18 protein-coding genes and 2 pseudogenes are annotated in these 18,686 nt (G+C 71.3%); 8 read left to right on the forward strand and 12 right to left on the reverse strand.

Annotated features, from left to right (window positions below):
* Window position 1: 1 nt before the first annotated feature.
* Window positions 2–598 carry a GtrA family protein gene (locus ACGFIS_RS23850; RefSeq protein ID WP_392912161.1) on the forward strand — a complete coding sequence of 199 codons (597 nt, stop codon included), beginning with the start codon at window positions 2–4 and terminating at the stop codon, window positions 596–598.
* A 21-nt stretch (window positions 599–619) separates the two neighbouring features.
* Here the strand turns inward: ACGFIS_RS23850 and ACGFIS_RS23855 are convergent, their stop codons facing one another.
* The 5 genes from ACGFIS_RS23855 to glgX all read right to left on the reverse strand — a co-directional run bounded on the left by ACGFIS_RS23855 (window position 620) and on the right by glgX (window position 9,295).
* On the reverse strand, window positions 620–1,891 hold the full coding sequence (locus tag ACGFIS_RS23855; protein WP_392912163.1) for an ATP-binding protein: 1,272 nt from the start codon (window positions 1,889–1,891) through the stop codon (window positions 620–622).
* 101 nt (window positions 1,892–1,992) lie between these two features.
* Window positions 1,993–2,664 (reverse strand): response regulator transcription factor, encoded by a 672-nt coding sequence (locus ACGFIS_RS23860; RefSeq protein WP_131951643.1) that lies wholly within the window; start codon window positions 2,662–2,664, stop codon window positions 1,993–1,995.
* 151 nt (window positions 2,665–2,815) lie between these two features.
* Complete coding sequence (gene treZ, locus ACGFIS_RS23865) at window positions 2,816–4,612, reverse strand: malto-oligosyltrehalose trehalohydrolase (RefSeq protein ID WP_392912166.1); 1,797 nt, start codon at window positions 4,610–4,612, stop codon at window positions 2,816–2,818.
* Entirely contained in the window at window positions 4,609–7,008 is a 2,400-nt protein-coding gene (gene treY, locus ACGFIS_RS23870) for a malto-oligosyltrehalose synthase (RefSeq protein ID WP_392972514.1), read from the reverse strand. The genes treZ and treY overlap by 4 nt, the downstream gene beginning before the upstream one ends.
* Window positions 7,001–9,295 carry a glycogen debranching protein GlgX gene (glgX, locus tag ACGFIS_RS23875; RefSeq protein WP_392972516.1) on the reverse strand — a complete coding sequence of 765 codons (2,295 nt, stop codon included), beginning with the start codon at window positions 9,293–9,295 and terminating at the stop codon, window positions 7,001–7,003. Before glgX ends, treY begins: the two co-directional genes overlap by 8 nt.
* A 239-nt stretch (window positions 9,296–9,534) precedes the next feature.
* Here glgX and ACGFIS_RS23880 point away from each other — a divergent pair, with 239 nt between their 5' ends.
* On the forward strand, window positions 9,535–9,819 hold the full coding sequence (locus ACGFIS_RS23880) for a bacterioferritin-associated ferredoxin (protein WP_392912172.1): 285 nt from the start codon (window positions 9,535–9,537) through the stop codon (window positions 9,817–9,819).
* 102 nt (window positions 9,820–9,921) lie between these two features.
* A complete protein-coding gene (gene bfr / locus ACGFIS_RS23885; RefSeq protein ID WP_392912174.1) occupies window positions 9,922–10,419 on the forward strand; it encodes a bacterioferritin in 498 nt (165 codons plus the stop codon).
* A gap of 18 nt (window positions 10,420–10,437) precedes the next feature.
* On the opposite strand, the gene ACGFIS_RS23890 is transcribed toward bfr, so the two are convergent.
* Both ACGFIS_RS23890 and ACGFIS_RS23895 read right to left on the reverse strand, forming a co-directional pair.
* Window positions 10,438–11,463, reverse strand: a complete 1,026-nt coding sequence (locus tag ACGFIS_RS23890) for an adenylate/guanylate cyclase domain-containing protein (protein WP_392972518.1) — start codon at window positions 11,461–11,463, stop codon at window positions 10,438–10,440.
* Window positions 11,464–11,586: 123 nt separating this feature from the next.
* On the reverse strand, window positions 11,587–12,444 hold the full coding sequence (locus tag ACGFIS_RS23895) for a biotin--[acetyl-CoA-carboxylase] ligase (RefSeq protein ID WP_392972520.1): 858 nt from the start codon (window positions 12,442–12,444) through the stop codon (window positions 11,587–11,589).
* A 140-nt stretch (window positions 12,445–12,584) separates the two neighbouring features.
* Between ACGFIS_RS23895 and ACGFIS_RS23900 the strand changes: the two genes are divergently transcribed.
* Complete coding sequence (locus ACGFIS_RS23900; RefSeq protein ID WP_392912180.1) at window positions 12,585–13,358, forward strand: enoyl-CoA hydratase/isomerase family protein; 774 nt, start codon at window positions 12,585–12,587, stop codon at window positions 13,356–13,358.
* 89 nt (window positions 13,359–13,447) lie between these two features.
* On the opposite strand, the gene ACGFIS_RS23905 is transcribed toward ACGFIS_RS23900, so the two are convergent.
* The 4 genes and pseudogenes from ACGFIS_RS23905 to ACGFIS_RS23920 all read right to left on the reverse strand — a co-directional run.
* Entirely contained in the window at window positions 13,448–15,241 is a 1,794-nt protein-coding gene (locus tag ACGFIS_RS23905; RefSeq protein ID WP_358470386.1) for an FtsX-like permease family protein, read from the reverse strand.
* Window positions 15,238–15,978 carry an ABC transporter ATP-binding protein gene (locus ACGFIS_RS23910; protein WP_392912183.1) on the reverse strand — a complete coding sequence of 247 codons (741 nt, stop codon included), beginning with the start codon at window positions 15,976–15,978 and terminating at the stop codon, window positions 15,238–15,240. The genes ACGFIS_RS23905 and ACGFIS_RS23910 overlap by 4 nt, the downstream gene beginning before the upstream one ends.
* Window positions 15,975–16,508, reverse strand: a complete 534-nt coding sequence (locus ACGFIS_RS23915) for a PadR family transcriptional regulator (RefSeq protein ID WP_358470392.1) — start codon at window positions 16,506–16,508, stop codon at window positions 15,975–15,977. The genes ACGFIS_RS23910 and ACGFIS_RS23915 overlap by 4 nt, the downstream gene beginning before the upstream one ends.
* A 91-nt stretch (window positions 16,509–16,599) precedes the next feature.
* A pseudogene (locus ACGFIS_RS23920) lies at window positions 16,600–16,902 on the reverse strand (phosphoenolpyruvate carboxylase); the annotation flags it as partial.
* Between the two features lie 2 nt (window positions 16,903–16,904).
* Between ACGFIS_RS23920 and ACGFIS_RS23925 the strand changes: the two are divergent.
* Window positions 16,905–17,066 carry a hypothetical protein gene (locus tag ACGFIS_RS23925; RefSeq protein WP_392912187.1) on the forward strand — a complete coding sequence of 54 codons (162 nt, stop codon included), beginning with the start codon at window positions 16,905–16,907 and terminating at the stop codon, window positions 17,064–17,066.
* Between the two features lie 79 nt (window positions 17,067–17,145).
* Here the strand turns inward: ACGFIS_RS23925 and ACGFIS_RS23930 are convergent, their stop codons facing one another.
* Window positions 17,146–17,574, reverse strand: a complete 429-nt coding sequence (locus ACGFIS_RS23930; RefSeq protein ID WP_358470968.1) for an ATP-binding protein — start codon at window positions 17,572–17,574, stop codon at window positions 17,146–17,148.
* A gap of 138 nt (window positions 17,575–17,712) precedes the next feature.
* Between ACGFIS_RS23930 and ACGFIS_RS23935 the strand changes: the two are divergent.
* The 3 genes and pseudogenes from ACGFIS_RS23935 to ACGFIS_RS23945 all read left to right on the forward strand — a co-directional run.
* Window positions 17,713–17,877, forward strand: a pseudogene (locus ACGFIS_RS23935) (helix-turn-helix domain-containing protein); the annotation flags it as partial.
* Window positions 17,878–17,929: 52 nt separating this feature from the next.
* Window positions 17,930–18,484 (forward strand): DUF5753 domain-containing protein, encoded by a 555-nt coding sequence (locus ACGFIS_RS23940; RefSeq protein ID WP_392972522.1) that lies wholly within the window; start codon window positions 17,930–17,932, stop codon window positions 18,482–18,484.
* The gene (locus ACGFIS_RS23945; RefSeq protein WP_392912192.1) at window positions 18,481–18,675 is read left to right on the forward strand and encodes a DUF397 domain-containing protein; all 195 of its coding nucleotides are present in this window, start codon (window positions 18,481–18,483) and stop codon (window positions 18,673–18,675) included. Before ACGFIS_RS23940 ends, ACGFIS_RS23945 begins: the two co-directional genes overlap by 4 nt.
* Window positions 18,676–18,686: the final 11 nt, after the last annotated feature.

Genomic DNA, 18,686 nt, shown 5'->3' on the forward strand with positions numbered 1-18,686 from the left:
CGTGAGCCTGGTCGCCAATCTCCATCGGCAGTTCGAGCACCTCGTGCGCGAACTCGCGAAGTTCGGCAGCGTGGGCGCGATCGCGTTCGTCATCACCATCGCGATCGGCAACGGTCTGCACAGCGGCCTGGGGGTGGGCCCGTTGACGTCCAACGGCGTCGCCACGGTGATCGCCACGACGTTCGCCTACCTGGGCAACCGCTACTGGACGTTCCGGCACCGCGACCGCACCGGGCTCGGCCGCGAGTACGTGCTGTTCTTCGCGCTGAACGGCGTCGGGCTGGTCATCACCGAGTTGTTCATCGGCTTCTCGCACTACGTCCTGGGGCTGTCGGGCGCCGTCTACTACAACGCCGCGCTGGTCGTCGGCACCGGCGTGGCCACCCTGTTCCGCTTCTGGTCGTACAAGAAGTGGGTGTTCCTTCCGTCGAGCGCGCCGCCGGTCGACCCCGCGTCCGGGCTGCCGGAGGCGCCGCCCGCCCCCGCCGCCGAGGCGCCGGGCGTCCACCGGGCGAACGGCCACGCGAGCCCGTCACCGCGTCTCGGTCACCCCCTCGGCACCCACGCCGGCGCCACCGAGGACTACGCCGAGATTTAGGTCACAGCCCCGGCCGCAGGTTCAGGCGGGGCCCATGACGACCCTTTCCGCCGCGAGGCGGGCCTCGGCGGCCTGGCGGAGGAAGACCCCGAACACCGCGGGACGGGACTGGATCAGCTCCAGGCGCCCGCCGTCCGCCGTGGCGAGGGAACGGGCCAGGTAGAGCCCGAGGCCGGTGCCGCGGCCGCCGCTGACGCTCCGCTCGAAGATCCGCGGCTCCAGTTCGGCCGGTATCCCGGCGCCCTCGTCGCCGACCTCGACCACCACCGAGCTCATGCCCGGCTTGGTGTGGATGGTCACGGTGCCGGCGCCGTGCATGAGCGAGTTGTCCAGGAGCGTCGCGACGATCTGGGAGAGGCCCTCGGGGTTGGTCATGCCGACGAGGCCCTGCTCCCCGATGATCCGCACGTCCCGGCCGTCCCGCCGGAAGATGGGCCGCCACTCCTCGACCTGCTGGGCGATGATCTCGTCGATGGGTGAGGCGACCGCGCCGCCCGTGCGGTCGTGCTTGGCGCGCGACAGCAGCTGCTCGACGACCGCGACGAGCCGTTCGGCCTGCGCGACGGCCGCCGCGCCCTCCTCCCGGACGACGTCCGGATAGTCGGCCGCGTCGATCATCTCCTCCAGGCGCATGGACAGCGCGGTCAGCGGGGTGCGGAGCTGGTGGCTGGCGTCGGAGGCGAACTCGCGGCTGTTGGCCAGCAGGTCGGCGATCCGGACGGCGCTGCGGTCCAGCACCTCGGCGACGCGGTCGACCTCCGGGATGCCGTAGCGGCGCCGGCGCGGCCGGGCGTTGCCGCTGCCGAGCCGGTCGGCGGTCTCGGCGAGGTCGATCAGCGGCAGCGTCAGCTTGCGGGCCTGCACCATCGCCAGGCCGACGGTGACGGCGACGCCGAGCAGGGCGAGGCTGCCGATGAGCAGCATCAGCCGCAGCGCGTCGGCGCGGACGCCGGCCTCCGGGCGCGATATCCGCACCCGCACGCCGCCGTGTGCCGCGGTGGCGGTGAGCGCGGGCCGGGTGCCGGCGGAGCCGGCGGTGAGCGTCCGGCCGTCCGGCATGACGATCGAGATGCGCCGGCCCGGGTACTCCCGCGCGATGACCGCGCCGGTGACGGGCTGGTGGGCTTCCAGGCTGAAGCCGACACCGCCGGCGATGGCGGACGCCTCACGGTCCAGGGACCGCCTGGCCTCCTCATAGACGAGCTTGTGGGCGGCGTAGGCGAGGGGTATGCCCAGCAACAGGATCGCGACCACCGCCACCGCGAGCGTCGACAGCAGGAGTCGGCGCCTCATCAGGGCTCCTTCGAGGGTGGGGCCACGGACCGCGCGGCACCGTGCCCCCGGGGCCTCTCGGGAAGGCCCCGGGCGGTTCCGCCCGGCCGTGGCGGCCGGAGCTAGTCGCCGCGTTCGAACCGGAAGCCGACGCCCCGCACGGTCGTGATGTAGCGGGGGCTGCCGGCGTCGTCGCCGAGCTTGCGGCGCAGCCAGGAAATGTGCATGTCGAGCGTCTTGGTGGAACCCCACCAGTTGGTGTCCCACACCTCGCGCATGATCTGTTCGCGGGTCACGACCTTGCCCGCGTCCCTGACGAGGACGCGCAGCAGGTCGAACTCCTTGGTGGTCAGCTGGAGCTCGTGGTCGCCCATCCAGGCGCGGCGCGACTCGGCGTCGATCCGCACCCCCTGGACGATCGGGGTCTCGGTGCTGCCCCGGCGCAGCAGTGCCCGCACCCGGGCGAGCAGCTCGGCCAGCCGGAACGGCTTGGTCACATAGTCGTCGGCGCCCGCGTCGAGCCCGACGACGGTGTCGACCTCGTCGGCCCGGGCGGTAAGGATCAGGATGGGCACGCCGTGCCCTTCGGCCCGTACCCTGCGGGCCACCTCAAGGCCGTCCAGTTCTGGAAGGCCGAGATCGAGGACGATCAGGTCCACGCCGCCGCCGAGCGCCCGTTCCAGCGCCTGCGGGCCGTCCGGGCTGACTTCGACGGTGTACCCCTCGCGACGCAGCGCGCGGGCGAGAGGCTCGGAGATGGACGTGTCGTCCTCGGCGAGCAGTACTGAGGTCATGGACCGATCGTATGACCATTCTTGAACATTGCCCGGCGTGCGCCGCGCTCTTGACCTGCGGTTTGCCACTCGTAGTACATCCTCAAATACGGCCAATCAGGCGGTACCGGGATGCACTTCTCATCACGCCCGTCCCTTGAGGCCCGGGAGGTCACCCGAATACGGCCGCGGAGGTCCCCGGCAGCGCCACGACGGCCGATTTGGAATCGCCGATGATGTCCATGTCCAGGCGAATTGCCGGATTCGAGGCGAGCAGCAGCCGGGGCGCGGCGGCCTTTCCGGGAGCGGACGCCGGGAGGGCCACCGGGCGGGCACCGAAGTTCGCCGCCACGCACACCCGGCCCCGCCACATCATCAGCCAGCGCGCCATGGCGTCGTCGGCCTCGACGACCGTCTCGGTCAGGCGGGGGTCGTTCAACTCGGGCAGGGAACGGCGCAGCGCGAGCAGCGCCCGATGCCATTCGAGAAGGTCACGGTGGTTCGGCCGCTCGGGCTCGGACCAGTCGAGGACGGAACACCGAAACGTGTCCACAGCCTGTGGATCGGGGATTTCGCCGCTCCAGCCGTGCCGCGCGAACTCCCGCCGGCGTCCCTCGCTGACCGCGCGTGCCAGTTCCGGGTCCTGATGGTCGGTGAAATAGCACCACGGGGTGGCGGCGCCCCACTCCTCGCCCATGAACAGCATGGGCGTGAACGGCCCGAGCAGAACCAGCGCCGCACCGACCTTGAGCATCGACGGCGGGATCTGCGCGGACGCGAGAACGGCGCCGATCCGATCGCCCGCCGCGCGATTGCCCACCTGGTCGTGGTTCTGCAGAAAGCCGAGGAACCGGTGCGCGGCGGTCTTCTGGACGTTCACCGGACGGCCGTGGTGCCGTCCGCGGTAGGTCGACATGGTGCCGTCGTGAACGAAAACGCTCGTGAGCGCCTTCTTCAGCGTTTCCAGAGAGCCGAAATCGCAGTAATAGCCCTGCCGTTCGCCGGTGAGTGCGGCGTGCAAAGCGTGGTGGAAGTCGTCGCTCCACTGCGCGTCCAGCCCATATCCACCCGCTTCTCTGGACGTCACCAGGCGCGGGTCGTTCAGATCGGATTCGGCGATGAGGGACAGGTTCCGTCCGAGGTGGGCCGACAGACCGGCCACAGAGCAGGCCAATTCCTCGAGAATGTGGACGGCGCTGTGGTCGGCGATGGCGTGGACGGCGTCGAGGCGCAGCCCGTCGAAGTGGTAGTCCCGCAGCCACATCAGCGCGTTCTCGACGACGAACGCCCGGACTTCGTCCGAGCCTTCCTGGTCGAAGTTGACCGCGTCGCCCCATGGCGTGGTGTGGGCGTCGGTGAAGTACGGCCCGTAAGCGGCGAGGCGGTTCCCGTCCGGCCCCAGGTGGTTGTAGACGACGTCCAGGACGACGGCCAGACCGCGCGCATGGGCGGCGTCCACGAAGCGCTTCAGCCCGTCAGGACCGCCGTACGGCTCGTGCGGCGCCCACAGGTGCACGCCGTCGTACCCCCATCCGTGGCGGCCGGGGAACGCGGCGACGGGCAGCAGTTCGACCGCGTCGATCCCGAGCGCCACCAGATGGTCGAGACGTTCGGCGGCCGCGTCGAACGTCCCTTCCGGCGTGAACGTGCCCACGTGCATCTCGTACAGGACGCTTCCGGGGAGCGGGCGTCCGTGCCAGTGCTGGTCGGTCCACGCGAACCGCGCGTGGTCGTGGACGCGACTCGGCCCGTGGACGCCGTCCGGCTGCCAGGGGGAGCGCGGGTCGGGCAGCACCTCCTCCGCCCCGTCCAGGGCGAAGCCGTAGTCGGTCCCGTGCCCCGCGCCCGGCACACCGGCCGCCCACCATCCCGGACGTGCGTCCAGCCGTTCCATGGGATGCCGGATACCGCCCACCACGACGTCCGCGCGGCCGACGGCCGGCGCCCACACATGGAACCCGGCGCTCAACGATCGATCTCCCTGGGGACGAGCAGCGCGACGGGCAGATGCTCGAAGACGCGGGCGGCGTCCAGGATCGGGCCCATGTGCGTGCAGCCGGTCAGCACGTCCCGCCAGCCCTGCTGGACGACGTCCACCCTGGTCCTGCCCCAGCCGCCGCGGCGCTCCAGCCCGGCCGGCAGCCGGGTGGCGAGCGCGACCGCCTCACCGCGGGCGAACCCGACGACGTGCTCGGCGGCGGGCCCGCGGGCCGCGATCGGCTCGTGCCGGGCTCCCGGGCCGAACCAGTCGGGGCGGGACCGGCGCAGCCGCAGCGTCCGCGAGGTGACCAGGAGCTTCTCGTCGTCCACCTCCTTCGGCAGCCGCCCGGTGTCGAGCCGCTGGAGGTGCTCGCGGCGCCGCCCGTAGTCGACCGGCCGCCGGTTGTCCGGGTCGACCAGCGCCAGGCCGGTCAGCTCGCAGCCCTGGTAGACGTCCGGGACGCCCGGCATGGCCAGCTGGACGAGCTTCTGCCCGAGCGTGTTCACCCGGGCGTGGCGGGCCAGCCTCCCCACGAACGCGGTCAGGTCGGTGATCAGGTCCGGGTTCGCCAGGACGCCGCGCGTGTAGGCGAGGACCGCCTCCTCGTAGCCGCTGTCCACGTCGGCCCAGGAGGTGCGGGTCTTGGCCTCGCGCATGGCCTTGGTGAGGAACTCCTCCAGGCGGCCGATGGTGAGCGGCCACGCTCCGACGAGCGTCTGCCACAGCAGGTATTCGAGGTCCGGTTCCAGGGGTGATTCACCGGGGCCCCAGTGCCGCCAGCGGTCCACGGCCTCCGCCCACTCGCTCGGCAGCTCCGACAGCACGGACAGCCAGGCGCGCACGTCCTCTTCACGTTTGGTGTCGTGCGTGGACAGCGTCGTCATCGTGGACGGCCAGTCGCGGGCGAGCCGGATGCAGTACGCGTGGAAGTCCTCGGGGCTCACGGCGAACCGCCCTGGGTCGCCGCCGACCTCGTTCAGCGCCGCCATGCGGTTCCACCGGTAGAACGCGGTGTCCTCCACGCCCTTGGCCGCCAGCGGAGCCGATGTCTGCTGGAACCGCACGATGAACTCGGCGTCGGTGCGGTCCCCGCGTCCGAGGGCCAGTTCCACGATGGTGTCGAGGTCGTCGTGAAGTTCCTCTGGCAGATGCGCCCGTGCACGGTGAGCGGCCTCGTCGAGGACGTCCACCGCCTGCTGCGGCGCGTCCTCGCCCGGCACGACGTAGGCGCGGTAGACCGGCATGGCGACGAGGAGCTCGACCAGCGCCCGGTCCAGGCCGGGACGGCTCTCGTGCCCCGCAACGCGCCGCAGGACGCGCAGGAGCCGGTCGATCTCGGGCTTCAGGCCGTGCGTCGCGGCGTGGAGGCGGGCGTCGCGCTCCACCTCCTCGAAGTCGCGCGGGCCACCGGTGATCGACACGTAGTGCTCGGTGAGCGGCTTCTCCCCGGCGGCGTCGACGAACAGGCCGCCGACCATGCCGAGCGAGTCGTAGCCGGTCGTGCCCGCGCACGGCCAGTCCGGCGGCAGCCGCTCCTCCCCCTCGGTGATCTTCTCGACCAGCAGCCAGGCGTCCGGGACCGCCTCCGACAGCCGCCGCAGATAGCCGCGCGGGTCGGCGAGCCCGTCCGGATGGTCGATGCGCAGGCCGTCCACCAGGCCCTGCTCGACCAGGCCCAGCAGCAGCGCGTGCGTGCGCTCGAAGACCTCGGGGTCCTCCTGCCGCAGCCCGATCAGGCCGGAGATGTCGAAGAACCGGCGGTAGTTGGGCTCGCCTTCGCCCGGCAGGACGACCCGGCCGCCGCCCGCCTCCCAGTCGATGTCGAACCACTTCGCGTACGGGGAGCCCCGCCCCTCCGCCAGGACGGCGGTGAGCGGCATGTTCGGCTCGCCGGGGTCCGGGATCGCCATGTGGTTCGGGACGACGTCGACCAGCAGCCTCAGCCCGTGCGCGCGGAACCGGGCCGCCATGGCCCCGAACGCGTCGGCCCCTCCCAGCTCGTCGGCCAGGCGGGAATGGTCGATCACGTCGTAGCCGTGCGTGGACCCGGGCGCGGCCCGCAGGACCGGCGAGAGGTAGACGTGCGACACGCCGAGGGACGCGAGATAGGGAGCGAGCGCGGCGGCCTCGGCGAATCCGAAGTGCTCCTCGGGCGTCCCGCGGAGCTGGAGCCGGTAGGTGCCGGACGGGGGTGCGGCGAACGCGTCGTCGTCGGGCAGGGACGCGTCGCCGCTGTTCGGTTCGGACAGGGTCTCTTCGGTCAGGTGGTCCTCGGACACGGTCTCCTCATCGGGGGGGTCGTCGGGGAGCGGTTCCTCGGGGAGCGGTTCCTCGGTGGCGGGTTCGGCATGCTCGTTCACGGTTCGCCGGGAGAACTCAGACACGGCGCAGGACCTGGATCGAGCGGTCGCCGACCGGGACGGTCTCGCGGGCCTTCACGACGGGCGACTCCTCCTCGGCGAGCAACGGGTCCGCGGTGTCGAGCACCTTTATCCACATTTGCCCGTATGTGGCGGGCGGAAGCGTGAACGTCAGGTCTCCGTCGTGGCCGTTGATCAGCAGGAGGAACGAGTCGTCCCTGACCTGCCTGCCCTTCGGGTCGGGCTCGCCGATCGCGTCGCCGTTCAGGAACACGTTCAGCGACCTGCTGAAGCCGGCCGACCAGTCCCGGTCGGCCATCTCCGCGCCGCCGGGCGTGAACCAGACGAGGTCGGGCAGGTCCTCGGGCCTGGACTTCGCGGCGCGGCGCGCCTTCTTCGTCCGCTGGTCGCCGAGGAAGAACCGCCGCCGCCGGAACACCGGATGCTCCGTGCGCAGCCTGGACAGGTCCTGCACGAAGTCGAGCAGGAAGCCGCGCTCGTCGAAAGCACGGTGCTGGTCGGAACCACGGTGCTGGTCGGAACCACGGCGCTCGTCAGTACCAGGGCGCTCGTCGGAACCACGGCGCTCGTCGGACCCGTGATGGCCTGCGGGGCCGGTCGGCCGGGGTGAGCGCGTGTCGTCGCGCATCCCCGTCCAGTCGACCCAGGAGAGCTCGTTGTCCTGGCAGTAGGCGTTGTTGTTGCCGTCCTGCGTCCGGCCGATCTCGTCGCCGTGCAGCAGCATCGGCACGCCCTGCGACAGGAAAAGCGTGGTCAGGAAGTTGCGTTTCTGCCGCTCCCGCAAGGAGACGACGTCCAGATCGTCGGTCGGGCCCTCATGGCCGCAGTTCCACGACCGGTTGTCGTCGGTGCCGTCCCGGTCGCCCTCCCCGTTGGCCTCGTTGTGCTTGCCGTCGTAGGAGACCAGGTCATGCAGGGTGAACCCGTCGTGGCAGGTCATGAAGTTGATCGAGGCGATCGGCCGCCGGCCGTCGTCGGCGTACAGGTCGGACGAGCCCGTCAGCCGGGACGCGAAGTCGGGGAGCGCGCCCGGATCCCCGCGCCAGAAGTCCCGGACGGTGTCGCGGTACTGGCCGTTCCACTCCGTCCACAGCGGCGGGAAGTTGCCGACCTGGTAGCCGCCCTCGCCGACGTCCCACGGCTCGGCGATCAGCTTCACCTGCGAGACGACCGGGTCCTGCTGGACGAGGTCGAAGAACGCGGCGAGCCGGTCCACCTCGTGCAGTTCGCGGGCCAGCGTCGCCGCGAGGTCGAAGCGGAACCCGTCCACGTGCATCTCGGTCACCCAGTACCGCAGCGAGTCCATGATCAGCTGCAGGACGTGCGGGCTGCGCATCAGCAGGCTGTTCCCCGTGCCCGTCGTGTCCATGTAGTAGCGGGGATCGTCGTCGGTGAGCCGGTAGTACGAGGCGTTGTCGATGCCGCGGAACGACAGCGTCGGGCCCAGATGGTTGCCCTCGGCGGTGTGGTTGTAGACGACGTCCAGGATCACCTCGATGCCCGCCTGGTGCAGGGCCTTCACCATCGCCTTGAACTCCAGCACCTGCTCGCCCCGCGCTCCCGCCGACGAGTACTCGCTGTGCGGGGCGAAGAAGCCGATGGTGTTGTAGCCCCAGTAGTTGCGCAGCCCCCGGCTCGTCAGCGCGTCGTCGTGGACGAACTGGTGGACGGGCATCAGCTCCACCGCCGTCACCCCGATCGAGCGCAGATGATCGATGATCACCGGGTGGGCGAGGCCGGCGTACGTGCCGCGCAGCGCCGGCGGGACGTCCGGGTGCCGGGCGGTGAGGCCCTTCACGTGCGCCTCGTAGATCACCGTCTCGTGGTACGGGATCCGCGGCGGCCGGTCGTCCCCCCAGTCGAAGTACGGGCTGACGACCACCGACCGCATCGTGTGCCCCGCCGAGTCGGCGTCGTTGCGCGACCACGGGTCGCCGAACTCGTAACCGAAGCAGGACTCGTCCCAGTCGACCGTTCCCTCGACCGCCTGCGCGTACGGGTCCAGGAGGAGCTTCGCCGGGTTGCACCGCCGGCCCCGGCGCGGATCGTACGGGCCGTGCACCCGGAACCCGTACCGCCGTCCCGGCATGACGCCCGGCAGGTACGCGTGCCAGACGAAGGCGTCCGCCTCCGGGAGCGTCAGCCGCGTCTCCTCGCCGTCGCCCGCCGGCCCGTCGAACAGGCACAGCTCCACCCGCTCGGCCGCCTCGGAGAAGACGGCGAAGTTCGTTCCCGCGCCGTCGAACCGGGCCCCGAGCGGATAGGCGCCGCCCGGCCAGATCTCAGCCACCGTCCCGCGCCTCCCGTCCGTGCGGCCCCCGCCAGCCCGCGGACGCGCGAGCGCGGCGGCGCACGGAAGGGGCTTTCCCCCTGAGGTTTAGATCACACCGGAACCGATCGGGAGCCCACTGGTCAGAACGGACATTCCTGAGCTACTTTAGGGGAGCCTAACCTTAATGAGGGTGCCCTAAGTACTCCAGGTCGGGTGCGTGGACCCAGGTCGAACCGCACGGAAGGGCTCTCAGCGGCATGTACGTGTGCATCTGCAACGTCGTCACCGAGGACGACGTCCACGGCTGCATGGCGGACGGTTGCACGACCGCCAAAGAGGTCAAGGCCGCCTGCGGTTTCAAGCCCGGCTGCGGCATGTGCACCAAGCGCATCCATGCGATGGTCAGCGAATACCGGACGGCCAGTGAACTCGCGGACGCCCTCACCGGCGGCCCGGCCGCGCTGGCCCCCGTCCCCGAGGCCCCCGCACCGATCGTCCCTGAGACCGGCGAAAGGGGAACCGCTCCGCAGACCGCCGCCTGAGCCCGTCCCGGCACCCGCACGGCACCGCCACGACCGGCGGAAAAGCGCCCTCGCGGGGGTCAGTGCCGTCTTGGACCCGCCCGCCATGGAAGCATGGGCGGCATGGAAGGCGACAAGGACATCATCGCGCTGCTGAACGACCAGCTCACCGCGGAGCTCACGGCGATCAACCAGTACTTCCTGCACTCGAAGATGCAGGAGAACTGGGGCTTCACCCGCATCGCCAAGCACACCCGCGACGAGTCGTTCGACGAGATGCGGCACGCGGAGCGGCTGACCGACCGGATCCTGTTCCTGGAGGGCCTGCCCAACTACCAGAAGCTCGGCACCCTGCGGATCGGGCAGACCATCGTCGAGCAGCTCGAAGCCGACCTCGCCGTCGAGATGGAGGCCGTCGCCCGGCTGCGTCCCGGGATCGACCTCATGCGCTCGCGCGGCGACGTCACCTCCGCCCGGATCTTCGAGGACATCCTCGCCGACGAGGAGGAGCACATCGACTACCTGGAGACCGAGCTGAGCCTCGTCCAGGAGCTCGGCGAGCAGAACTACAAGCAGCGGCTCACCGGATCCCCCGGCGGCGACGGCCCCAGCCCCGTCTGAGCGGCCACGTCTGAGCGGCTACGACGACCCGGTGTCCGGGGGCTTCGGCTTGGGATTGCGGCGCAGCACGTACGGCTGGATGATGCCGAGGCCCCGGACCGGGCGCCGCACGATCCGGGTGACCTCGTAGACCGGCCGCTTCTCCAGCTGCGCCGCAAGCTCACTGTCGATCACGACCGACCCGGGCCGCGCCAGGGACGTCAGCCTGGCCGCGAGGTTGACCGTCGTGCCGAACACATCGCCCATCAGCGGCAGCACCGGCCCGTACGCGACACCGACGCGCACGTCCGGGACCTCGGTCTCGTCCTGGATGGCCGCCGCCACCGTCAGCGCTATCTCCGCGCCGATCTCCGGGGTCTCCGCGCTGAACAGCACCTCGTCGCCCAGCGTCTTCACCAGCCGCCCGCCGCGCGCCGCGATGATGTCGGCGGCGGTCTCCTCGAACCACTCCACGACCCGGGCCAGCTCGATCTCCTCCAGCTCCCGGCTGACCTGCGTGAACGACACCATGTCCGCGAACCCGACCGTGGTCATCGGCCGCCCCGACGGGTCGCCGTTCTCCCGCGTCGCCGCCGCCGCCAGCGCCCGCGTCCCGGCCGCCGCGAGCTGCCGCCGCCAGGCGTGCACGACCAGCGGCTCGAACTCGCCCATGTGCTTCTCGGCGATGTCCACGATCGTGTCGACCGCCTCGGCGGACGGCGGGTCGCTCAAGTCCTGCGGCAGCATGCTGCGCAGCAGGTTGACCTGCCACTCGGCGAGCCGCGTCATCGTCTGCCCGAACGCCCGGACGAGCCGGATCACGCCGTCCTCGTCCAGGATCCCATCGTCCACGAGCCGGCGGAGACGGTCCAGGGCCTCGACGTCGCCGTCGGTGTAGGCGACGGTCTCGTCCGGCATCGACGGGTACCCGAACGCCCGCCAGATCCGGCCGGAGAACTCCCGGGACACCCCGGACCGCCGGACGGCGTCGACACGGGTGTATTGAAGCTCGCCCCCCAGCAGGAGCTCTTCGATCTCCTTCGGATCCGGCAATCCGGCCGCCATCATCCGCCCCTCAGTCCGCCGCCGCCCCGGGCGGGGACATCGGCGTCATGGATCGGTTCCGGGACATATCGTCGCAGATCAGCAACTCGGTCAACGTCCGGACCGTGGATCGCCGTTCCCCGTTCACCGGACGTGCACCACATCTCCCGCGCTGACCACCCGATCCCCGCCCGTCCCGGCCACCACCAGGCGGCCCGCCCCGTCCACGTCCCGCGCCGTCCCCGCCACCGTCTCCGCCCCGGGCAGCTCGACCCTCACCTGCCGCCCGAGCGTGGCGCACAGCTCCTTGTACGCGGTACGCAGCCCGCTGGTCTCCGGATCACCGTCGAGGGCCGTCCACTCCCGGTACCAGGTCGAGAACTCGCGCAGGATCGCGCGCAGCAGCGGCGCCCGGTCGCTCAGCGGCGCACCCTCGATCGCCAGCGACGTCGCGGTCGGCACCGGAAGTTCCTCCTCCCGCAACCCCACGTTCAGCCCCACTCCGACGATGAGCCCGCCGCCGGTCCTCTCCGAGAGGATCCCCGCTAGCTTCCGGTCCCCGACCAGCAGATCGTTCGGCCACTTGAGCCGCGCGTCCACGGCCGCGTCGCCGCCGCTGAGGAACCCGTCCCCCTCCTGCGACCAGGCGGTCATCCGCCGGACGGCGGTCGCGACGGCGACACCGGTCAGCAGCGGCGCCCAGCCGAGCATCGGCACCGGCACCCGCGGCCGCAGCAGCACCGAGAACATCAGCCCCGACCGCGGCGGCGCCGTCCAGGCCCGGCCGAGCCGTCCCCGGCCCGCCGTCTGCACCTCGGTGACCAGCACGGTCCCCTCCGGCGCGCCGTCCCTGGCCCGCTCCGCGAGGTCGGCGTTGGTGGACCCCGTCTCGGCCACCACGCGGACCTCCCGCCACAGCCCGCCCTCCCGGACGAGCGCCCGCTGCAGCGCCGCCTCGTGCAGCGGCGGCCGTCCAAGATCCCCGTAAGGTGACTCGCTCACGGGACCATCCAACCCCACGACCGCTCCGCCCCTCACGCCCAGCCACGGCCGAACAAAGTTCACCTGCGGTATGGCGCCCCTGTGGGCCCTCTGATAGGGGCGACACGCCGCGGGCCGACGAGGCTGGCTAGGGTGCCTGCATGGATGGAGTGAACCTGCTCCGCGACGGGCACGTCGCGGAGATCGTGCTGGACCGGCCCGAGGCGCTCAACGCGCTGTCCACCGCGATGGCGCGGCGGCTCGCGGCGGTGTGCGCGGAGGTCGCGGCGGACGCGGCCGTGCGGGCGGTGGTGCTGAGCGCGGCGGGTGAGAAGGCGTTCTGCGTCGGCGCGGACCTCAAGGAACGCAACGCGATGACCGACGACGAGATCATGGCGCAGCGGCCCGTCTTCACCTCCGCGTTCCGCGGCGTCCTGAACCTGCCCCAGCCGGTCGTCGCGGCCGTGCACGGGTACGCGCTCGGCGGCGGCTGCGAGTTCGCCCTGTCCACCGACCTGATCGTCGCGGACGAGACGGCCGTGTTCGGACTGCCGGAGGTGAGCGTCGGTCTCGTCCCCGGCGGCGGCGGGACGCAGCTCGCGCTGCGCCGCCTCGGCCCCGGCAGGGCCGCCGACCTGGTCTTCACCGGCCGCCGCCTGAGCATCGAGGAGGCCGTCGAATACGGCCTCGCCGACCGCAGGGTCCCCGCCGGCGCCGCCCGCGACGAGGCCCTCGCCCTCGCCGGGGTCATCGCGGGGAACTCCCCGGTCGCCGTCCGCGCCGCGAAACGCGCCCTCCGCCAGGGCGGCGGCGTCGGCCTGGACGCGGGCCTCGACCTGGAGGAGAACGCCTGGCGCACCGCCGCCGCCTCCGCCGACCGCCGCGAGGGCATCGCCGCCTTCGCCGAGAAGCGCAAACCCGTCTGGCCATCCTGATCGAGAGTTCCGCGCCCACCGCGCGGCCGCGCCCCGTATCGCGGTCCGGGGTCTGGGTCGCTCGACCTGGGCTGCCTCGGGCGCCGTGCTCAGGTCGCCTCGGTGCTGAGGGTCCGTGCGATGGACCGGCGAGCCGCGAGACGCGCGGGCAGCGCGGTGAGCGCCGCCGTCGCCAGGGGAGCGGCGAGTGCCGGGATGAGCAGCGTCCACGTGGGGGGACTGGCGACGTTCGGAGGGGAGAGGGACAGCACCAGGAACAAACCCAAGGGGACGCCGAGGACAGCACCGGGCAGGGTCGGGAGGAGTTGCGCGGCGGACAGCCCGGCCGTGATCTGCCCGGGGGTCGCGCCGAGCGTGCGGGCGATGGCCATGACGGGCCGGGCCTCCAGCGCCGTCGTCCAGGTGATCGTGACGATGTTCACCGCGGCGAGCACGGCCAGGGCGACGGTGACGGACAGCAGCACGCGGTGGCCCTGCTCGATCTGCACATTGCCCAGGTCGGAGGAGCCCAGGCCATAGTCGTAGTCCGGTTGGACGCGGGCCACCAGCAGGGCCGTGACGCCGATCATCATGACCGCGATGCTCCACGCGTGCAGGACGGCGCGACCGGGGCGGCGACCGATCAGGCGGAGTGCGAGCAGCAGCGAGGGCGGCAGCAGTGCCGACAGGCCGTTCAGCCAGGGCCGGCGGCTGGGCGGGCGGCCGGTGTCGGCGAGCGCGGTGACGGTCTCGGTGCGTAGGGCGCGCCGGGTGGGACCGAGGGTGGTGAGGACCGCCACGGCCAGGGCCAGGAAGGTCGTGACGGCGACGGTGTCACCGGTCGGGCCCGCGGCGGTGGACAGCAGGCTCGCGGTCGGGTTGGCGAGGCCGGGCGCGGCCACCCGGGCGATCGTCAGCCCCAGCGCGTCGGCGACCAGCGCCAGCGTCAGGTACTCGCCGAGCAGGACGCCGGCGATGAGGGCGGGCGTGGCGCCGACCGCCTTGAGCAGCCCCACCCGCCGGGTCTGCTCGGTGGCGCGTCCCGCCGCCAGCGTGGCGACGCCGCCGACGGCCAGCAAGGCGAGCAGCCAGCTGCCGATGACCAGGACCGGTTGGCTCTGCCGGAGTACGCGCTTGTCCCGCTCGGCTATGGACTGCCAGGTGGAGAAGTGCGTCAGGTGGTCGTCACCGAGCCCGCGGGAGTCGACGAACGCCTGAGCGGCGGCGGGGTCCCGCAGTTTCAGGTACAGCAGGGAGGTCACAGGGAGGTCGGCGGCCGCCAGCGTCCTGGTGTCGGCCTCGCTCATCCAGACCAGGCCGCTGTAGTCGCTCGGACCGCCGTTCGGGCCGATCATCTGCGCCCCCGGATAGATGGGGTGCGCCGCGGTCACGGCGATCCCGGCGACGGGAAGCGAGCGGCCGGCGACGGTGACGCGGTCGCCGACCCGGACGCCCAGGACGGCGGCGAAGCCCCGTTCGACCACCACACCGCCGGGACGCACCCAGGTGCCCGAGGTGACCAGCGGGCGATCGATCGGGCCCGGCGTCGCCTCGGCGCCCTGCGCCACCGCGGCCGACGTCAGGCCCCGCGCCTTCAACGTCGTGTAGTACTGGCGGTACGGTCCGCTATGGGCGGTGACTTCGGGCGCCTGTGCCACCGATGTCAGGGCCGAGGTCGCGGCCCGGTCGCCGCCAGGGGAGAGCGCCACCACGTCGGGTCCGGCCGTGGCGGCGTGGGTCTGCCGGTAGAGCGTGTCGGTCGCGCCGCGCAGCGACATGCCGAGGGAAAGGGTGGCGGTGGCGGCGGTGATCGCCAGCAGCATCATCGCGGCCTGGGCGGGATGCCGGCGCACGTCGGCCACGACGAGGCGGAACACCAGCAGGACGCGGCCCACGCGGCTCACTCTCCCCACCCGAGGATGTCCCCGAGCCCCCCGGCGGCACGGCCCGCCAGCCCGGTGTCGTCGACGCACGTCCCATCGCGCATCGACACGACCCGGTCCGCGGTGGCCGCGACCCGCTCGTCATGCGTGACGATCAGGAGGGTCTGCCCGGCTGCGCGCAGCCCCTCGAAGAGCCGCAGCACGTCGAGCGTCGCCGCGGTGTCCAGGTTGCCGGTCGGCTCGTCGGCCAGCAGCACCAGCGGCTCGTTGGCCATGGCACGGGCGATGGCCACCCGCTGCCGCTGCCCTCCCGACAGCTCCCACGGCAGGTGCCGGGCGCGGTCGGTGAGCCCGACCCGCTCCAGCAGCGCATCCGCGCGGCGCCGGGCCGCACGCGGTGAACGGCCGGCCAGCAGCACGGGCAGCTCCACGTTCTCCCGCGCCGACAGCTCCTCCACCAGGTGGAATGACTGAAAGACGAAACCGACCGACCGACGCCGGAGGCGGGCCAGCGCCCGCTCGCTCAGGGCGTCGATCCGCCGGCCGGCCAGCCATACTTCCCCACTGCTGGGCCGCTCCAGCCCGCCCAGCAGGTGCAGCAGCGTGGACTTCCCGCAGCCGCTCGGCCCCGTCACCGCCAGCATCTGCCCCGCCGGAACGTCCAGGTCGACCTCATCGACCGCCCGGACCAGGCCCTGCCCCCGGCCGTGCTCCTTGCACAGGCTGCGGACCTGCAGCACCGCGCCCAACTCGTTCATGCATCCTCGGATTCGTCAGCGATCTTTGACCAGACCCGCTCGCATGCCTCCAACCAGCGCAGGTCGGCCTGCAACCGCAGCGCGATGCCCTCCAGCAGCAGGCCGGCGGTCGAGCCGTCCGGCTCCGCCAGCAACGCGCGCTGCGCCTCGCCGAGCCGCCGCAGCAGCTCGCGGCGCTGCGCGTCCACCAGCTCCACCGGATCGGCGAGCCGGCCCGCGGCCGCGGCGGCGAGCTTGAGGTGGAATTCCGCCAGGTTCGGCTTCGGCCAGTTCACCTCGCTCAGCCAGGCGGCCACCCGCCGCTGCCCGGCCGCCGTCGGCGCGTACACCCTGCGGTCCGGCCGGTCCGCGAGCCCATCGGCGCGTTCGGACGTGACCAGCCCGGCCTTCTCCAGCCGGGCCAGGGTCACGTAGACCTGCCCCGCGTTCATCGACTCCCCGAGCGGCCCGAGGGCCTTGCGGAGCCGCTCGCGCAGGAGGTAACCGTGCGACGGTTCCTTCGCCAGCATCGCCAGCACCGCGTCCTGCATGCACCACCCCTAACGGCTAGCCAATAGATAGCGGTTAGGGATTAAGGACGTCAAGCAGACCCGGACACGGCGCCTGAGAAGGCGTTCTGCGTCCGAGCTGCTTGGCCGAGTCGGAGTAGCCGAGCATGACCTCCAGGCGGCGCCCGGTGGCGTCCAGGCGGTCCTGAACGGCCGGGATCCGCAGCATCCCGTCGAGGACGGACGGGGCGCGTTCGAGGTCCTCGCCGGTTTCGAACAGCGGGATGACGTCCAGGACGGGGGCGCCGTCGCCGAGGGAGGCGGCGAGTTCGTGGACGTTGGCGATGTCGTCGGCGGAGCGGGTGAACGAGACGATGTAGCGGTGGCAGGCGCGGACCCCGAAGCGGCCCTGGATCCACGCGACGGTCCGGAGGGTAGGTGGGACGGGTGGGCGGTGCGTGCGGCGGCGAGGGCGCCCAGAAGGTCCTTCTGCCGGAGGTGAGCGTCGGTCTCGTCCCCGGCGGCGGCGGGACGCAGCTCGCGCTGCGCCGCCTCCGCCGAAAGTCGGTGGCGAGGCGACCGGTGTGCCACATCCGGTAGCACGCGATCAGCCGGCGGGCCGCGATCGCGTGGCCCGCGCGGGTGTTGCCGCTATGGTCGTGAAGACAGACCGGGTCCGCTACGTGTGCATCCTTGCCCAGACCCACTTGCCGCCGGCGGGGTCGCCGATGACGCCGCACTTGGCGGACAAGACCTGGACGATGTGCAGGCCCCAGCCGCCGTTGTCGTCGAACGCCTCCTCGGACAGGTCGAGGTCTTCGAGGGTGAGTTCGGTCATCGGCCTGGCCTGGGGCAGTTCGTGGGCCGCGTCCCAGACGGCGATGATCACGCCGTAGGTGTCCCGGCTGAGCTGGAGGCGGATCTTCTCGTGCGGCGTCTGGCGGGCCGCGTTGGTCACGAGTTCCGACGTGACGAGAAGCGCGCTGTCGAGAATATGGAAATAGTCCCATTTGCGGATTCGCGTATCCACGAAAGTGCGCGCCAGCCCCACTGCGGCCGGTGTGCCCATAAGGGCCATGATCGACTCTTCGGTCGCCGCCATCGTCATCGTCCCGTCCTTGTCCGAGATTCCGATTTCCCGTGACAAGGATCACCGCAGAGTTCTATGTTTTGTCTGTAGACGAGTGACTTGAAAACAGGAGGAACGATGTCGACCGTTCGCGAACCCCTCGACCCCAAGATCTCCATGTGGCACTTCCTGGCCTTCTGCCTGCGGTTTTGGCGGGAGAAGATGGGGTTGTCACTGACTCAATGCGGCGAGATCATCGGCGTTGCCCGGTCGACTGTTTCCAACCTGGAAGCGGGGCGTCGGCGGCCACAAGACGACCAAATGTCCCTGCTCGACAAGGCGTATGGAACCGGGGTGCTATTTCAAGTCTTGCTCTGGTTTGCCCGAATGGCGCATGATCCGGACTGGGCCCGCCAGATCGACAAGTACGAGGTCCGTCTCGATCAAGACCTACCACGGCCAGGTCGTCCCGCTAGCGCTGCAGACGGACGACTACACGTGGGCCTACGTCAAGGCGAGCAAGTTCAAAGACCTGGACGGCGAGATGGGCGTCCGTACCGCGAAGAAGAAGGCGTACTGGGAGAAGGGCGACTCGCTTCTCACCTGGACAGTGATCGACGAGGCCGTCCTGGCTCGGCCGGTCGGGGGCGGGGAGGTCATGAAGAAGCAGCTGGAACACCTGCTGAAGCTGGCCGAGCTAGCCCACGTGAGTCTGCGCGTCATCCCCTTCTCGTCGGGCGAGCACATGGGCGTCGACGGGTCGATGCAAATCATCGGTCTTGAAGATCGAGATGTCGCGTACTCCACCGCCCAGAACGGCGGTCGCCTGATCGAAGCGCCTCGCGAGGTTCGGGAGCTGTCCGTTATGTTCGACCGCATCGGCGTGAAGGCTGCTCCAGAGGAAGCCTCCCGCGAGATCATCAAGCGGTACTTGGAGAGCTACGAATGAACGTGAAGTGGCGTACAAGTTCGTACACCGGTGGCGCAAACGACACTCAGTGCGTTGAGCTGGGACGTCTTGCGCCAGGGGCCGGGATCGGGGTGCGGGACAGCAAGGACCCGGACGGTGGACGCCTCACCCTGTCCGTTGCGGAGTTCGCGGGCCTGATCGAGAAGGTCAAGCAGTACCCGGCCCGTTGACCGTCCTCCCA

Source organism: Spirillospora sp. NPDC048824 (assembly GCF_043198455.1).
Taxonomy (GTDB): Bacteria; Actinomycetota; Actinomycetes; order Streptosporangiales; family Streptosporangiaceae; genus Spirillospora.

What these genes read in the sequence shown, in the direction of transcription:
- ACGFIS_RS23855 (WP_392912163.1), bottom strand. Translation starts at nt 1,891, where the DNA reads ATGAGGCGCCGACTCCTGCTGTCGACGCTCGCGGTGGCGGTGGTCGCG.
- ACGFIS_RS23860 (WP_131951643.1), bottom strand. Translation starts at nt 2,664, where the DNA reads ATGACCTCAGTACTGCTCGCCGAGGACGACACGTCCATCTCCGAGCCT.
- ACGFIS_RS23880 (WP_392912172.1), top strand. Translation starts at nt 9,535, where the DNA reads ATGTACGTGTGCATCTGCAACGTCGTCACCGAGGACGACGTCCACGGC.
- bfr (WP_392912174.1), top strand. Translation starts at nt 9,922, where the DNA reads ATGGAAGGCGACAAGGACATCATCGCGCTGCTGAACGACCAGCTCACC.
- ACGFIS_RS23890 (WP_392972518.1), bottom strand. Translation starts at nt 11,463, where the DNA reads ATGGCGGCCGGATTGCCGGATCCGAAGGAGATCGAAGAGCTCCTGCTG.
- ACGFIS_RS23900 (WP_392912180.1), top strand. Translation starts at nt 12,585, where the DNA reads ATGGATGGAGTGAACCTGCTCCGCGACGGGCACGTCGCGGAGATCGTG.
- ACGFIS_RS23910 (WP_392912183.1), bottom strand. Translation starts at nt 15,978, where the DNA reads ATGAACGAGTTGGGCGCGGTGCTGCAGGTCCGCAGCCTGTGCAAGGAG.
- ACGFIS_RS23915 (WP_358470392.1), bottom strand. Translation starts at nt 16,508, where the DNA reads ATGCAGGACGCGGTGCTGGCGATGCTGGCGAAGGAACCGTCGCACGGT.
- ACGFIS_RS23930 (WP_358470968.1), bottom strand. Translation starts at nt 17,574, where the DNA reads ATGACGATGGCGGCGACCGAAGAGTCGATCATGGCCCTTATGGGCACA.
- ACGFIS_RS23940 (WP_392972522.1), top strand. Translation starts at nt 17,930, where the DNA reads ATGATCCGGACTGGGCCCGCCAGATCGACAAGTACGAGGTCCGTCTCG.
- ACGFIS_RS23945 (WP_392912192.1), top strand. Translation starts at nt 18,481, where the DNA reads ATGAACGTGAAGTGGCGTACAAGTTCGTACACCGGTGGCGCAAACGAC.